This window comes from Sinorhizobium mexicanum, assembly GCF_013488225.1.
Taxonomy (GTDB): Bacteria; Pseudomonadota; Alphaproteobacteria; order Rhizobiales; family Rhizobiaceae; genus Sinorhizobium; species Sinorhizobium mexicanum.
Genome location: NZ_CP041238.1, coordinates 2,067,339 through 2,082,993, shown reverse-complemented (window position 1 = coordinate 2,082,993; position 15,655 = coordinate 2,067,339). Strand labels below are relative to the sequence as shown.

The following is a 15,655-nucleotide window of genomic DNA, read 5'->3' as shown; positions in this document are numbered from 1 at the left end:
TCGACTGATTCTGAACAAAGATCGTGATCAACATTGACTGAACAAAGCAATCCCGGCGGCGGAAAAAATCCGCCAGGCATCGAGCCGATTTCCATCATCGAGGAAATGCAGCGGTCCTATCTCGATTACGCCATGAGCGTAATTGTTTCCCGCGCGCTTCCCGATGTGCGCGACGGTCTGAAACCGGTTCACCGGCGCATCCTCTACGGGATGAGCGAACTCGGCATCGACTGGAACAAGAAATACGTCAAATGCGCCCGCGTCACCGGCGACGTGATGGGTAAATATCACCCGCACGGCAACATGGCGATCTACGACGCACTGGCCCGCATGGCGCAGGACTGGTCGCTCAGATTGCCGCTGATCGACGGCCAGGGCAATTTCGGTTCCGTCGACGGCGATCCGCCAGCAGCTGAACGCTATACCGAGTGCCGGCTGCAGAAGGCGGCGCATTCGCTGCTCGATGATCTCGACAAGGAAACGGTCGATTTCCGCGACAACTATGACGGCACACTGCACGAGCCGGTCGTCGTCCCGGCGAAGTTCCCGAATCTCCTGGTAAATGGCGCGGGCGGCATTGCCGTCGGCATGGCGACAAACATCCCGCCGCACAATCTCGGCGAAGTCATCAACGGCTGCATCGCACTGATCGACGATCCGGCGCTCGAACTACCGGAACTGATGCAGATCATTCCCGGGCCGGATTTTCCGACCGGCGCGCTCATCCTCGGTCGCTCAGGTATTCGCCAGGCCTATGAGACTGGTCGCGGCTCGGTCATCATGCGCGGACGCGCCCATGTCGAGCCGATGCGCGGCGATCGCGAGCAGATCATCATCACCGAGATCCCCTATCAGGTGAACAAGGCGACGATGATCGAGAAGATGGCCGAACTGGTGCGCGAGAAGCGCATAGAGGGCATTTCGGACCTGCGTGACGAATCCGACCGCCAGGGCTATCGCGTCGTCATCGAACTGAAGCGCGACGCCAATGCCGAGGTCATCCTCAACCAGCTCTACCGCTATACGCCGCTGCAGACCTCGTTCGGCTGCAACATGGTGGCGCTCAACGGCGGCAAGCCGGAGCAGATGACGCTGCTCGACATGCTGCGCGCCTTCGTCTCTTTCCGAGAAGAAGTCGTTAGCCGGAGAACAAAATACCTGCTGCGCAAGGCGCGCGAGCGCGCGCATGTGTTGGTCGGTCTCGCGATCTCGGTCGCCAACATCGACGAGGTCATCAAGCTTATCCGTCACGCGCCAGATCCGCAGACGGCGCGCGAGCAGTTGATGGAGCGCCGCTGGCCGGCGCATGACGTCGACGCTCTGATCCGCCTGATCGACGATCCGCGTCATCGCATCAACGCGGACGGCACCTACAACCTGTCGGAAGAGCAGGCCCGTGCCATCCTCGACCTGCGCCTGCAGCGCCTGACCGCGCTCGGCCGCGACGAAATCGGCGATGAACTCAACAAGATCGGCGAGGAAATCAAGGACTACCTCGATATCCTCTCCTCGCGCTTGCGGATCATGTCGATCGTCAAGCAGGAACTGGAAGCCGTCCGCGACGAGTTCGGGACGCCGCGCCGTACCGAGATCGCCGAGGGCGGTCCGGATATGGATGACGAAGACCTGATCGCCCAGGAGGACATGGTCGTCACCGTGTCCCATCTCGGCTATATCAAGCGCGTGCCACTGGCGACCTATCGGGCACAGCGTCGCGGCGGCAAGGGCCGCTCCGGCATGGCAACGCGGGACGAGGATTTCGTTACCCGGCTATTCGTTGCGAACACCCATACGCCGGTGCTGTTCTTCTCGTCGCGCGGCATCGTTTACAAGGAGAAGGTCTGGCGGCTGCCGATCGGCACTCCGCAATCGCGCGGCAAGGCGCTAATCAACATGCTGCCGCTCGAACCCGGCGAGCGCATCACCACGATCATGCCGCTGCCCGAGGACGAAACGACCTGGGAAAACCTGGACGTCATGTTCTCGACCACACGTGGCACGGTCCGCCGCAACAAGCTCTCGGACTTCGTCCAGGTCAACCGCAATGGCAAGATCGCCATGAAGCTTGATGAAGAGGGCGACCAGATTTTGTCGGTCGACACCTGCACCGAGTTCGATGACGTGCTGCTGACCACGGCGCTCGGCCAATGCATCCGCTTCCCCGTCTCCGACGTGCGCGTCTTCGCGGGCCGCAATTCGATCGGCGTGCGCGGCATCTCGCTCGGCGACAACGACCGGATCATCTCGATGGCGATCGTCGGCCATGTCGATGCCGAGCCTTGGGAGCGTGCGGCCTATCTGAAGCGCGCAGCGGCCGAGCGGCGCACGACGAACGGCGAAGAAGAGGAAATCGCACTGGTCGGCGAGGAAGTTACCGACGGCGGCGAGCTTTCCAACGAGCGCTACGAGGAACTGAAGGCACGCGAACAGTTCGTGCTGACAGTTTCCGAGAGAGGCTTCGGCAAGCGTTCGTCTTCGTACGACTTCCGCACCTCCGGCCGCGGCGGCAAGGGCATCCGCGCCACCGATACGTCGAAGACGGCAGAGATCGGCGAACTGGTCGCCGCCTTCCCGGTCGAGCTCAACGATCAGATCATGCTCGTCTCCGATGGCGGTCAGCTCATTCGCGTGCCCATCAACGGCATCCGTCTGGCCAGCCGCGCGACAAAGGGCGTTACGATTTTCTCGACCGCCAAGGATGAGAAGGTCGTGTCGGTCGAGCGAATCAGCGAACCGGACGGCGAGGACGAGGTCGTGGACGCTGCGAATGGCGAAGGTATCGCGCCGGAGCCACCTGAAGCATCTGAAGACTGATCGAACTGACCTTCGAGACCTGAAAAGCCCGCCTCGCCGGCGGGCTTTTTCGTTGCGTCTATCCGTTGGCGTTATTGCCGGATATAGGCCTTTAGACCCTTGGCCAGCGCGTCGAAGGCAACACGGCAGCGCGGGCTTGCGCGCAGATTTTCGTGCATCACGAGCCAGGTTTCGAGCTTCATCTCGAACGCGTCGGGAAGTACATGGACAAGCTGAGGATCGCGGGTAGCAAGAGCGTTCTGGCAGATGCCGATGCCGAAGCCGGCGCGTATCGCAGCAAGTTGCGCGACATTGCTGTCGGTCTTCAATGCAAATCGCGCTGCTGGCAGGTTCGGCGTCCTTGCCATGATCGCGCGGATCGCGGCGGTTTGCCGGTCGAAACCGATGAGACTGTGCCGGGAGAGATCATCGATCTTTTCAGGCACGCCGCGCCTTTCGAGATAGGACCGATGCGCGTGGAAGCCGAGCGGCACCGCGCCGATATGAAGAGCGATCAGCGCATCCTGCTCCGGCCTGACCATACGCACGGCGATATCGGCTTCCTGGCGCAGAAGATCCTCCACCGCATCGGACGCGGAAAGCTCGATGGAGAGGTCCGGATATTCTCGGTTGAGTTCGGCGAGGATCGGCGGCAAGACCTCGATGCCGATCACCTCGCTGGCGCTGATGCGCACGGTCCCGCCAATCGCGCCCTGCTGGCCAGAGGCGGCGCGAAGCAGGGCGGAGGAGGTGGCTGCCATGGTCTCGGCATATGGCTTCAGTTCCAGGGCCGCATCGGTCGGCAGCAGCCCGTGCGGCGAGCGCGTGAACAGCGCGAAACCGAGAGCCGCTTCCAACGCGTCGGTATGACGGCCGACGGTCGGCTGCGTCAGCCCAAGTTCGCGCGCGGCGGCCGACAGCGACCCCTCACTCAGGACCATCAGAAAGGTGCGGTAAAAATCCCAGCTCGGTTCATCCTTGTTCATGAATTTAAGTATAGCCGCCATAGGCATTTAGACAATTCCGTTTGACCTCAATAACCACGATGCTTGATCCATCCGAACCGATGGAGAGAAACGTGACGGAAACACAGGACAAGATAGGAACGGTTCTCGTGCTGGGCGCGACCGGCGGGATTGGCGGCGCGGTTGCCCGAGGCCTTCACCTTCGCGGGTGGATGGTCCGAGCCTTGAACCGGGACGCCGCGAAGGCGTCCAGAAGGGCGCCCGCGTTCGAATGGATCCAGGGCGACGCAATGAACGTCACCGACGTAATGCTGCCGCCGAGGGCGCGGCGGTCATCGTCCACGCGGTCAATCCACCCGGCTATCGCGACTGGGGCAAGCTCGTATTGCCGATGCTCGACAACACGATCGCAGCGGCCAGGGCGGCTGGCGCGCGCATCGTCCTGCCCGGTACGATCTATAATTTCGGGCCCGATGCATTCCCGGTGCTTGACGAAGATGCGCCACAGAACCCGAGAACGGCAAAGGGTGCCATCCGCAAGGAGATGGAAGCCAGGCTGAAGGCTGCTTCCGAAGCCGGGGTTGGTGTCGTCATTCTACGGGCAGGAGACTTCTTCGGCCCGGATGCCGCCAACAACTGGTTCTCGCAAGGGCTTGTGAAACCCGGAAAGCGGGTGACCGCGATCACCTATCCGGGGAAGGCGGGAACGGCCCACCAATGGGCCTATCTGCCGGATGTGGCAGAGACGATGATCCGATTGATCGAGCGGGCGGAAAGCCTCCCACCATTTGCGATCTACCACATGCGCGGTTTCTTCGACGAAGACGGCACGAAGATGATTGCGGCGATCCGGCGCGCCGTTGAGGACCCTGATCTCAAGGTCAAACGGTTTCCCTGGTGGCTCGTGATCATCGCGTCGCCCTTCGTGCCGTTTTTCAAGGAGCTCAAGGAAATGCGCTATCTTTGGCGCGAGCCGCTCGAGATGCGCAATGATCGGATGATCGCCACGCTCGGCGAGGAGCCGCAGACGGCGATTGATGACGCTGTCGCGGCGACGCTTACATCGCTCGATTGCCTTCCGGCTGCAATACGCGTGCCGATCGCGGCTCCGCTGCGTCGCGAAGCCTGAACGTCAGTTCTTGAAAACGATGCAGGCGCCGCCACTCTTGCGAATGGCGGCGCAGAGTTCGTTTGCCTCTCCTTGCGTCTGGCGGCCGATGCGGGCGGCGTACCGTCTTCTCGCTCCAAATGCGCCGTTGCGCTCCCGCACGAGGACTGCCTTCTCGGTGTTGATTGGCGCCGGTAGTCTTTTCACCGCGTGCAAGAACAAACGTTGCGCAACGGATTTCTGGTAATGCGCCGAGAGCTGGACGCCCCAGGGCGCCCAGACCGCCTCGTCGGCGATGACGAGCTCGCGCAACCGCCGGGTGTTGGCCAGCGCGACGCAGCCGTCCAGAAAGCTCTTGTCCTTTTCGAGCTCAAGATTGAGCGACTTCGGTGGATTGTCGCGCCAGTCTTCGACGGGAAAAGCTGTGATCGCCAAGACGTAATCGCGCGTCTCGTAGGGCAGCCGATCGTTTTCGAGGAAGCGCTCAAGGCCGGCCTCACCAGCGTTGTAGGCCGCTGCGGCAAAGCCGAGATTGCCGTAGCGCGACTTCAGCTCACTCAAATACTCGGCCGATTTGCCGAGTGCCGCCACAGCATCGAAACTATCCGACAGGCCGCGCAGCTTTGCCGTTGCCGGCATGAATTGCGCGATTCCCTCCGCACCCTTCGGACTGATGGCGTCCGGTTGAAAAAGGCTTTCGCGCCAGATCAACCGGGCAAAGAAAGGAGCTGGCAGGTCGTTCGCGACGGCATAGTGCTCAATGATGCCACAGACATCTCGGGCAAAATTATCGGGACTGATGCAGAGACGAAGCGACGGGTTCGTAGCGGAGACGCCTGAATAGAGGCACTTTCGCGGAGGAACCGGCGGCGCATCTGTGCGGGCCTCGGCAACCGCCGCGACAGTGGCGCAAAGCCCCATTGCAACCAACGCAGCCCCCGCAGAGCGCGCCAGACGTCCCATTCGGTTGCCCCAGATGCGGCATCTGCCGACTCTGTTGTGTTCGACCATGCGGCTCCTCAGCGACGGACGAGTGAGCAAACATAGCATCTTCGTCGATCACGAAAAACAGGCGAAGGCAATCTCAGCTCGGCGCACCGGTGCGCAGGGTGAGTTGCATGAAGGTCAGATCAAGCCAGCGGCCGAATTTTGTGCCGACTTCCTTAATGTGGCCAGTTTGCTCGAAGCCCAATTGCTCGTGCAAACGGATCGAGGCGAGGTTGCTCGATTCGATCCCGGCGACCATCACGTGCTTGCCGAGTGCCTCGGCGCGCTCAATGAGCGCCACCATCAACGCCCGGCCGATGCCGCCGCCGCGCCGGTCGCTGCGTACATAGACAGAATGCTCGACCGTATGGCGATAGCCGTCGAAAGCACGCCAATCGCCGAAGGAGGCGTAGCCGATGACTTCGCCTGCATCGGAGGTCGCAACGATCACAGGAAAACCTACCGATTTTCGCGCCTTGAGCCAGGTTGCACGGTTGGCGACATCGACGAGCGTCTCGTTCCAGATTGCCGTCGTGTTCGCCACCGCGTCGTTATAGATGTCGCGAATGGCCTCCAGATCGCTGTCGGCCGCATCCCTGATTTGCATGTTGCTCTCCCTGGCTGCTCTCGATCAACAGCGCCGCGACGCGGCGCCATCGAGAGCGCCGCGAGCTTTAACGGTTCAGTGCAGCCGCGGCAATCTCCGCCATCGCAAGCGGACGTTCCGCACTTTCGCCATCCTGCAAAAACCAGGCTGCCGACAGGCCTGCGTAGGCGAGAACCCAGTGAAGAACCCGCCGCGGGTCGAGCCGCGCCTCCTCCGCTACGACAGCGAGCTGTTTCTCCAATCGGCCGGGAGCGGTGACGATCGGCAACTCGGGATTACAAAATAGGTTCGCGTAGTCGAACCCACGTTCGCCGTGAAGGCGCTTCGGATCGATCGCGAGCCAGCCGCGTTCGCCAAAATCGAGAATGTTCCCATGGTGAATGTCGCCGTGCAGCACGCTCGGCGGATGAGGATCAGCGAAAAGCGCCCTTGCTGCCCCGGCGCAGATCCCGAACAGACCGCCCTCGGCACGCGCCACCGGGTCCAGTGCCTCGAACCATCGCTCGAGCGGAACGAGTTCCGGAAGCGGCTTTGAGCGTGGGGAATGCAGCGCGGCTATCGTGCGGCAAATGACACGGGTTGCAGCGTCATCGCCGCCGGTCATGGCCATGTGGAAAAGGGACCGCCGACTTTCCGCGCGTTCCAGGAGGATCGCGTCACCTTCCGCAGCATGGACGCGTGCTGCACCGTGGCCGTCCCACCATTGCATGAGCGGCCCGCCGAATTTTTCCTCCGCCTCCTGCGCAATCTTGAGCATTGCCGGCAGACCGTGCCAGCGCACCGGCAGCAGGCGGCTCGAACGGGTCGTGATTGCCTCTCCGTCAGGCGCAAGCGCCCATTTTTCGATCCAAGGAGCAAACATCGGGGCAGGATAGGCGATTCTTCATGCGAAAGGGCCCCGCATCGCGCAGGGCCACTTCATCCGACTTAAGTCTCAAGCCACCTGCTCAAGCAGCGGATAATCGGTGTATCCCTTGGCGCCACCGCCGTAGAAGGTTGCCTGGTCGGGCGCATTAAGCGGCGCGCCGTCCTTCAGCCGGCGGACGAGATCCGGGTTGGCAATAAACGGCTTGCCGAAAGCGACCAGATCAGCTTCACCACTTTCGACGGTTCTGACGGCCAGGTCGCGGTCGTATCCGTTGTTCGCCATCCAGGCAGCCTTGCCGCCGGCTGCTGTGTATGCAGCACGAAGCCCGGCGTAGTCGAAGGGGCGATCGCCCTGCTGGTGATCACGCGCCCCGCCCGTCGCGCCTTCGACGACGTGAACATAGGCAAGCGGATAGCCAGCGAGTTTTTCCACCACGTAAGTGAAGAGCGCCTGCGGTTCCGGGTCAAAAGCATCGTTGGACGGAGTGACCGGCGAAATGCGGATGCCGACACGGCCCGCGCCGATCTCCTTCGTGACCACGTCAACGACCTCGAAGAGGAAGCGCGCGCGATTCTCGAGCGAGCCGCCGTAGGCGTCGGTGCGCTTGTTGGAGCTGGAGCGAAGGAACTGGTCGAGCAGATAACCGTTCGCGGCGTGTATTTCGACACCGTCGAATCCGACATCGATCGCGGCGCGTGCGGCCTTGCGGTAATCTTCGACGATTCCGGCAATTTCCGCCAGTTCCAGCGCGCGGGGTTCGGACGTTTCGGCGAAGCTGCCGGTTCCGTCGCCGTTGACGAGATAGGTCTTCGACTTTGCCCGGATCGCCGACGGAGCCACGGGCTGACCGCCATTGGGCTGGAGGGAGGTGTGCGAAATACGGCCGACATGCCACATCTGGACGACGATCTTGCCGTCAGCCTTGTGAACGGCATCCGTCACCTTGCGCCATCCTTCAAGCGCCTCGGATGTATAGAGGCCCGGAACGTCCGCATAGCCTTGCCCTTGATGTGTGATCGCCGTTGCTTCCGTAATCAGCAAGCCGGCGGAAGCGCGCTGCTCGTAGTAGGTTACGTTCAGCGTATTGGGGACCGCTTTCGGCGAGCGATTGCGAGTGAGCGGAGCCATCACGACCCGGTTCTTGAGCGCGATATCACCGATCGTGATCGGGTCGAAAAGAGAAGCCATGAAAGTGTCCTTTCCGTTTCGGTTGAGACTTGGGAGGAGATGAGACTTGGGAGGAAGAATGGCGTCAAAGGTTGCCGATGGCCTTGAGGAACTCGGCGATCGTTTCTTCGTTGCGCTTGTAAAAGATCCACTGACCGACACGGCGGGTCGTCACCAGGCCGGCGCGCTGCAGCACCGCAAGATGAGACGACACAGTCGATTGCGACAGTCCGCAACGCTCGAACTGCCCGGCGCAGACTCCCATCTCGAGAGGATGCTCCTGACCGGAAAAATGCACCTGTGGCTCCTTCAGCCATGTGAGGATGTCCATGCGGGCCGGATGCGCCAGTGCCTTCAGGATTTCGTCTTTATCCATCGTAAATCGTCGTACCTAGTTTTATCGATATATGTATCGCAAAAATTAGATATACAAATCACATGCTCGTGATTTCGAGGAAGCAGCAGAGCAATCGTCGGGAGTCGATCCGAAATCACGCTGTTTCATGGCAAAAAAAAGAGGGCCACAAGAAAACTTGGGCCCATACAGTTGTGAAGGTCTAAAAACCTCCAGAGGGGAACAGCTGCTGCGGCGGCTGGGAGGAGAATGCCGCCATATGCATCAGCCAAAAGGCATATGGGGAGTGCGAAGGCGGCTTTCAATAGCTCGTCTCGCGTTTTTCTCAACTGATGGCTGTGAGCAAACGGCGGGCAAAAAAAGAGGGCCGCAAGAAAACTTGGGCCCTTGTAGTTGTGAAGGTAATAAGAACCTCCAGAGGGGAACAGCTGCTGCGGTGGCACTGGGAGGAGAAGCCACCAAAGATGCATCAGCTGGGTTTGGTATGCTGTTTTTTTGGGCGCGCAGCAATCATTTAATATGCATGACAGCCATGTCGTGCGCGCATTCCTGCACATTTTTGCGGCGCACAATGCCCCCAGCCTCCGGATGTCTTCTTCTTCGTCAGAATATTTGTTTTTAAAACAAGAATTTACGACTTCGCTGAGCAATTGCCCACAATTCAAGCAACTGCAGCAGACGTTAAAAATTCCAGTTGCGCGCCTTGGCGACGATATAGTCACGGAAGACTTTCAGCTTCGCCGCGTTCTTCATTTCGTCGGGATAGCAGAAATAGGTATCGAAGGAGGGGATGTCCGCGCTGATCGGAAGCTGAATCAGCCCGGGGTCGCGGCCGACGATGTAATCGGGAAGCATGGCAATGCCGATCCCGAGCAGGCAGGCGCGCTTGATCGACGTCTGGCTGTTGATCTGGAGATGCGAAATACGCGGATTGTCGTGATCGCGTCCGGCGATCTCCAGCCAGTTCACATCGAGCAGGTAGTTGGGCGCCGGCTCACCGAAAGTGATGATGCGGTGATTGTCCAGATCCCCGACGGATTGGGGCTCACCGTATTTGTTGATGTAGGAGGGAGCGGCATAGACATGCATGTGCACCGTGAAGAGTTTGCGCTGGATCAGATCCGACTGCTGTGGCTGGCGCAGCCGGATCGCGCAATCGGCATGCCGCATGTTCACGTCGAGCTCTTCGTTGTCGAGGATGAGTTGGACCTGCACGTCCGGGTGCAGCGACATGAATTCCTGGACCTTGTCGGTCAACCAGCCCTGGCCGAGGCCGACCGTGGTGGTGATGCGCAGCTTGCCGGTAGGTTTGTCGGTCGTCTCGGTCAATTGCACCTTGACGCTCTCGAGCTTCATCAGCACCTCGTGCGCGGTGCGGTAGAGGATCTCGCCCTGTTCGGTGAGAATGAGGCCGCGCGCGTGGCGATGAAACAGCTTGATGCCGACATCCTGTTCGAGCGAACTGACCTGCCGGCTGATGGCCGATTGCGAAAGATGGAGTTTGTCTGCCGCGTGCGTGAACGAGCCTGCCTCGGCCGCCGCATGAAATATGCGCAGTTTATCCCAGTCTAACGACATGAAAGCCCCCATAAACGACCACTCCGGGGGGCTGGCTGGTCGCCCTCCGGTTGTGGCTGATACACCTGTTCCCACGCGGGACGCGGCGCCTTACGGCGCGCGTCCCGATTCGCAGCTTCTATTCGGCTGCAATTGCGACGGGCATATGACCCGCCAGATATTTCTCCGCCTCGAGCGCCGCCATGCAGCCCATGCCCGCCGCCGTGACTGCTTGGCGATAGACGTCGTCGGTGACATCACCGGCAGCAAACACTCCTGCGACATCGGTCGCCGTCGAATCCGGCGCGGTCCAGAGATAGCCATTCGGCTTCTGCCGAAGCTTGCCCTTGAACAACTCCACCGCCGGCGCGTGGCCGATCGCGACGAACACGCCATCGGTGACCATATCCGTGGTTTCGCCGGTCTTGGTGTTGCGAAGCTTCACGCCGTTGACCGAAGCGGGCATCGGCGGCTTTGCGGGCGTACCGAGATATTCGATAACCTCATGATCCCAGATGACCTTCACGTTCGGCTTGGCGAAAAGACGCTCCTGAAGGATCTTTTCCGCCCGGAACGCGTCGCGGCGGTGAACGACGGTGACGGTTTTTGCCAGATTTGAAAGATAGAGCGCTTCTTCCACCGCGGAATTGCCGCCGCCGACGACGATGACATCCTTGTTCCGATAGAAGAAACCATCGCAGGTAGCGCATGCCGAAACGCCGAAGCCCATGAAGGTCGGTTCGGTTTCGATGCCGAGCCACTTCGCCTTGGCGCCGGTGGCGATGATCAATGCATCCGTCGTCCAGTCGTTGCCGCTATCGGTCTTGATGCGAAAGGGGCGGACGGAAAGATCGACATCGGTCACAAGGTCATTGACGATCTCCGCACCGACGTGCGTCGCCTGCTTCAGCATCTGTTCCATCATCCAGGGCCCCTGGACCGGATCGGCGTAGCCGGGATAGTTCTCCACGTCGGTGGTGATCATCAATTGACCGCCCTGTTCCATGCCCGCAATCAGCACCGGCGAAAGCATGGCGCGTGCCGTATAGATCGCCGCAGTGTAGCCAGCAGGGCCGGAGCCGATGATCAGCACTTTGGTATGGCGGGCGGTCATGAACGTGTCCTTAAAAGGCCGGAGAGCCGAGTCAGCATCATCCGGTTCCGTGGTTACTGGCAAAATATTGCCTTACTTTAGGTATTCACCGCTCGTACTTTCAAGAGTGCGGCCGCCAATACACACAAGTGCTTGGGCCATAGGCAGCGTTTTGGCACCAGATCGGGCATTTTTGCATCGTTTTCAACGTTTCGGCCGTCCACGGTGTGCGATTCCGCCGCAACGGTAACCCGTTCATTTACACGGCCTCCATCCCGGAGGAGATTCCAACGCGGCGACTGCGCGACCGCCCTGGAAACCACGATTGTTTTCGCTCGGTTTCCTCAAGGGCGCCATGCGAAGGTTTTTGTGCATGCGGCAGTGAGTGCTCTCGTTTTGGCGTCAGGTTGCATGCTACTCACGGAAACGAAATTAGCCGCTTGCAGGAATGGCAGACCTGTCGCATTCGTGGCGACGGCGCTATCGTCCTCTTGCGGATTTGAGGTGGCGATTGGCGCAACATTTCGCCAGGACAGTTGCAGCAAGGCTGCCTCGTCCTGTCTACGATCCTGCTGGCGGGCAAATAAGGCCTCTTCGCCAAGGCCGATGAAGAAATGGGGATGCTAGGCAATGGTCATACGCGTCGAGCTCGATGCCATCGATATGAAAATACTGCGCGAACTGCAGAGCAACGGCCGGATGACGAATGTCGAGCTCGCCGAGCGCGTGGGCATTTCGGCGCCCCCTTGTCTGCGTCGCGTCCGCAAGCTTGAGGAAGCCGGTGTCATTCGAGGCTACCGCGCACTTCTCAATGCGTCGGCGCTGGGCTACGACCTCGTTGCCTTCTGCATGGTCGGGCTCAAGCATCAATCGGACGCGAACCTGAAGGCATTCGCCGCCCGCACCGCTTCATGGCCGCTCGTCCGTGAGGCATGGATGGTCTCGGGCGAATCCGACTTTCTGCTGCAGTGCGTGGCCGAGAACCTTGCGAGCTTCCAGGATTTCGTTATTGAGGAGCTAACGGCAACCGACAATGTCGATACGGTGCGCACGATGCTGACGATCCGCCAAGTGAAGGACGCGTGCCAAGTGGAAATCTAGCCGCGCGGCCGGCACTCGCCGCATTGAGCTTGCGGCCCCTGTAGGAAAAGTACTCGTGAAAACACGCTCCCGCTTGGGGAAAGTGCCGGAATGTTTCGTAGGCCGAGCCGGATCATTTCGCAAACAGCTTGAAAAGGCAGCGGCGTGACCTCCAAGCTTCCGCTTTCCGCTTTCATCATCTGCCTCAATGAAGAGGGCTATCTGGGCAATTGTATCGAAAGCCTGGATCAATGCGCCGAGATCGTCATCGTCGATTCCGGCTCGACCGACGGCACGGCGACCCTGGTGCAGTCCTACATCGACAAAGGTTGGCCGATCCGCTTCATGTATGAGCCGTGGCATGGCTATGCGGGACAGAAACAGTTCGCGCTGGAGCAATGCAGCCAGCCCTGGTGCTTCAACATCGATGCGGACGAACGGCTGGATGCGCCGCTACGCAAATTGCTGCCGGATCTTCTCCAAGCCCCCGCCGATACGGTGGGCTGGCGCGTCGCGCGTCGCCCCTATCTGATTGGCTATGGATACACGCCGGTGCAGGTGCATGAGCGGCGGAACCTGCGCCTGATCCGCCGGGGCAGGGGGCGATACGATCTCAGCCAGAAGGTACATGAGGGCATCGTACCGGATGGCAAGGTTGACAATGCCCGCTCCGGCAGCCTTCTTCATTTCCGCCCTCTGATGATGGACGAGCAGATCCTCAAGGAAAACAAGTATTCGAGCCTGAAAGCCGACCAACAGTTCGAGGCCGGCAAGCCGCCCAGGTCCTACAAGCTCATCTTCGGTCCGCCGCTCTACTTTTATCGCCTCTATTTTCGCAACGGCCTTTGGCGCTGTGGCCTGCCGGGATTCATCGAGGCGATGACCGGAGCGGTCTACGCTTTTCTGACGGCGGCCAAGATCTATCAAAGGCACGCTCTCAAGGCACGGCCGAATACCGACGACGCGCTTTCCCACTAGTTAAGTCCGGGAAGCGTGACCGAAGCCTCGAAAGGTAATCCATGAAGGTCATGCATATTCACTTCGGGAAGGAAGGCGGCGCAGAACGATTCTTCGTCAACCTCGTCAATGCCCTGCATGACAGGGGCGTCGAACAAAGGGTGCTCATCCGGCCCGACCGCAGTTGGCGCAAGGATATCGAAGGCAGCGCGACAGTCTACGAAGGTGTCTTCCGCAGGATATCGCTTTCGCGGTTCCTTCTGCAGTGGCGGATGCGGCGCATCCTTCGCGATTTCCGGCCTGACGTCATCATGGCGTGGCAGTTGCGGGCGAGCCGTTTCATGCCGGCATACATGGACGCCATGCGCATCTCTCGCCTCGGCGACTATCCGGAGCATCTCGGCTACTACACCAATGTCGAGACGCTGGTTTGCATCACCCCGGACATGGCCGCGAAGGTTCGCGAACTCGGATGGAAACGCGGCATTGAAGTCATCGCGAATTTCACCCGTGCGATACCGGTCGCTGCGATCGCGCGCAAGGAGATGCAGACGCCGGCCGACGCATTCGTGGTCGTCGGCATGGGGCGGTTCGTCAAGCGCAAGGGCTTCGACGGGCTCATCCGCGCGGTCAACAAGGTCGACGGCGCCCATCTTTGGCTCGTAGGCGACGGACCGGAGCGCGAGCGGCTCGAAGCTCTGACGGACGAGTTGGGGCTGCGCGATCGCGTCCGTTTTGCAGGCTGGCAGACCAATGCCTACGGCTATCTCGCGGCCGGTGACGTTTTCGTCATCAATTCTTCGCATGAGCCACTCGGCAACGTGTGCTTCGAAGGCTGGGGCGCGGGGAAGGCGACGATCTCCGCCCGCGCGGAGGGTCCATCCTGGGTGATGACGGACGAAGTCGACGCGCTCATGGTGGACTGTGGCGACGACGAGGGTCTGGCAAATGCAATCCGCCGGCTACGCGACGACCCGGAGCTTCGGGAAAGATTGAGTGCCGGCGGTCGCGAAACATTGCGCACGCGCTTTTCCGAGCAGGCGATCACCGATGCCTATCTCGAACTCTTCTCGAGAGGTGCGGCGCAGCGATGAAGGTCATGCACTTCCATTTCGGCAAGGATGGCGGCGCCGAGCGTTTCTTCGTGCATCTCGTCAACGCGCTTGCCGAACGCGGTGTGGAGCAGACGTCCGTCATCCGGCCGCGCCGTCTTTGGCGCCCGGAAATCGAAGGCGCGACCAAGATCGTAGAAAGCCACTTCCGGAACCTGTCGCTGGATCGCCTGCTCCTGCCGCACAGGGTGATGCACATGGCGCGGCGCGACAGGCCGAACGCCCTAATGGCCTGGGCACCGCGTGCCAGCGAGTTGATGCCGGCCTACAAAGGATGCATCAAGATCTCCCGGCTCGGCGATTACCCGCCACGCCTCGACTATTTCCGCAACACCGACTGCCTCGTCTGCAATACGCCGGGTATTGCCGAGCATGTTCGCAAACTCGGCTGGAGGCGGGATATCGAGATCATCTCGAATTTCACCAGCACCGAGCGCGTCGATCCGGTCGCCCGGGCAAGGCTCGACACACCGGAGGAAGCCCCGGTCGTCATGTCGATGGGCCGCTTTGTCGAACGCAAGGGGTTCCACACGTTGATCCAAGCGATCGCCAAGGTGCCGGGCGCTTACCTCTGGCTGCTCGGTGATGGTGAGGAGGGCGACAACCTTCGCAAGCTTGCAACCGATCTTGGCGTCGCCGCCCGGGTGCGCTTCGCCGGATGGCAGAAGGACACGAGGCCCTTCCTCGCGGCAGCCGACATATTCGTGATGGCTTCGAGCCACGAGCCACTCGGCAATGTCATTCTGGAAGCATGGGCGCAGGGAACACCGGTTGTCTCAAGCCGCTCGGAGGGACCTCAATGGTTCATGCGCGATGGCGAAAACGGCCTGATGGTCGACGTCGGCGATGCGGACGGTTTCGCGCGTGCGGTCGAGCGCATTGCTAACGACGATGCCCTGCGGGCAGACCTTGCCGAGCGCGGGCACCAGACACTGATGAGTCAATTTTCCAAAGAGGCCATCACCGACGCCTATCTGAAGCTCTTCGCGTCGAAGCGGTAGTTTTT

At 60.6% G+C, this 15,655-nt stretch carries 13 protein-coding genes and 1 pseudogene; 6 read left to right on the top strand and 8 right to left on the bottom strand.

Annotated features, from left to right (window positions below; genetic code table 11):
- The first annotated feature begins 33 nt into the window (after positions 1 to 33).
- Positions 34 to 2,814 carry a DNA gyrase subunit A gene (gene gyrA / locus FKV68_RS09855; RefSeq protein ID WP_180941296.1) on the top strand — a complete coding sequence of 927 codons (2,781 nt, stop codon included), beginning with the start codon at positions 34 to 36 and terminating at the stop codon, positions 2,812 to 2,814.
- Between the two features lie 71 nt (positions 2,815 to 2,885).
- Here the strand turns inward: gyrA and FKV68_RS09850 are convergent, their stop codons facing one another.
- Entirely contained in the window at positions 2,886 to 3,779 is an 894-nt protein-coding gene (locus tag FKV68_RS09850) for a LysR family transcriptional regulator (RefSeq protein ID WP_180941295.1), read from the bottom strand.
- A gap of 80 nt (positions 3,780 to 3,859) precedes the next feature.
- Between FKV68_RS09850 and FKV68_RS09845 the strand changes: the two are divergent.
- Positions 3,860 to 4,887, top strand: a pseudogene (locus FKV68_RS09845) (NAD-dependent epimerase/dehydratase family protein).
- 3 nt (positions 4,888 to 4,890) lie between these two features.
- On the opposite strand, the gene FKV68_RS09840 reads toward FKV68_RS09845, so the two are convergent.
- From FKV68_RS09840 to trxB, 7 genes are all read right to left on the bottom strand, one after another.
- The gene (locus tag FKV68_RS09840) at positions 4,891 to 5,829 is read right to left on the bottom strand and encodes a transglycosylase SLT domain-containing protein (protein WP_425347576.1); all 939 of its coding nucleotides are present in this window, start codon (positions 5,827 to 5,829) and stop codon (positions 4,891 to 4,893) included.
- Positions 5,830 to 5,950: 121 nt separating this feature from the next.
- Entirely contained in the window at positions 5,951 to 6,460 is a 510-nt protein-coding gene (locus FKV68_RS09835) for a GNAT family N-acetyltransferase (RefSeq protein ID WP_180941293.1), read from the bottom strand.
- Positions 6,461 to 6,527: 67 nt separating this feature from the next.
- Positions 6,528 to 7,322 carry an aminoglycoside phosphotransferase family protein gene (locus FKV68_RS09830; protein WP_180941292.1) on the bottom strand — a complete coding sequence of 265 codons (795 nt, stop codon included), beginning with the start codon at positions 7,320 to 7,322 and terminating at the stop codon, positions 6,528 to 6,530.
- A gap of 72 nt (positions 7,323 to 7,394) precedes the next feature.
- Entirely contained in the window at positions 7,395 to 8,516 is a 1,122-nt protein-coding gene (locus FKV68_RS09825) for an alkene reductase (protein ID WP_180941291.1), read from the bottom strand.
- A 64-nt stretch (positions 8,517 to 8,580) separates the two neighbouring features.
- Positions 8,581 to 8,871: an ArsR/SmtB family transcription factor gene (locus FKV68_RS09820; RefSeq protein ID WP_180941290.1), complete on the bottom strand. Its 291-nt coding sequence runs from the start codon at positions 8,869 to 8,871 to the stop codon at positions 8,581 to 8,583.
- Between the two features lie 660 nt (positions 8,872 to 9,531).
- A complete protein-coding gene (locus FKV68_RS09815; RefSeq protein ID WP_180941289.1) occupies positions 9,532 to 10,428 on the bottom strand; it encodes a LysR family transcriptional regulator VtlR in 897 nt (298 codons plus the stop codon).
- A 118-nt stretch (positions 10,429 to 10,546) separates the two neighbouring features.
- Positions 10,547 to 11,521, bottom strand: a complete 975-nt coding sequence (gene trxB, locus FKV68_RS09810; RefSeq protein ID WP_180941288.1) for a thioredoxin-disulfide reductase — start codon at positions 11,519 to 11,521, stop codon at positions 10,547 to 10,549.
- Between the two features lie 609 nt (positions 11,522 to 12,130).
- Here trxB and FKV68_RS09805 point away from each other — a divergent pair.
- From FKV68_RS09805 to FKV68_RS09790, 4 genes are all read left to right on the top strand, one after another.
- A complete protein-coding gene (locus tag FKV68_RS09805) occupies positions 12,131 to 12,601 on the top strand; it encodes an Lrp/AsnC family transcriptional regulator (protein ID WP_173512992.1) in 471 nt (156 codons plus the stop codon).
- A 144-nt stretch (positions 12,602 to 12,745) separates the two neighbouring features.
- On the top strand, positions 12,746 to 13,558 hold the full coding sequence (locus FKV68_RS09800; RefSeq protein WP_180941287.1) for a glycosyltransferase family 2 protein: 813 nt from the start codon (positions 12,746 to 12,748) through the stop codon (positions 13,556 to 13,558).
- A gap of 41 nt (positions 13,559 to 13,599) precedes the next feature.
- On the top strand, positions 13,600 to 14,631 hold the full coding sequence (locus FKV68_RS09795; RefSeq protein WP_180941286.1) for a glycosyltransferase: 1,032 nt from the start codon (positions 13,600 to 13,602) through the stop codon (positions 14,629 to 14,631).
- Positions 14,628 to 15,650: a glycosyltransferase gene (locus FKV68_RS09790; RefSeq protein WP_180941285.1), complete on the top strand. Its 1,023-nt coding sequence runs from the start codon at positions 14,628 to 14,630 to the stop codon at positions 15,648 to 15,650. The genes FKV68_RS09795 and FKV68_RS09790 overlap by 4 nt, the downstream gene beginning before the upstream one ends.
- The last annotated feature ends 5 nt before the right edge of the window (positions 15,651 to 15,655 follow it).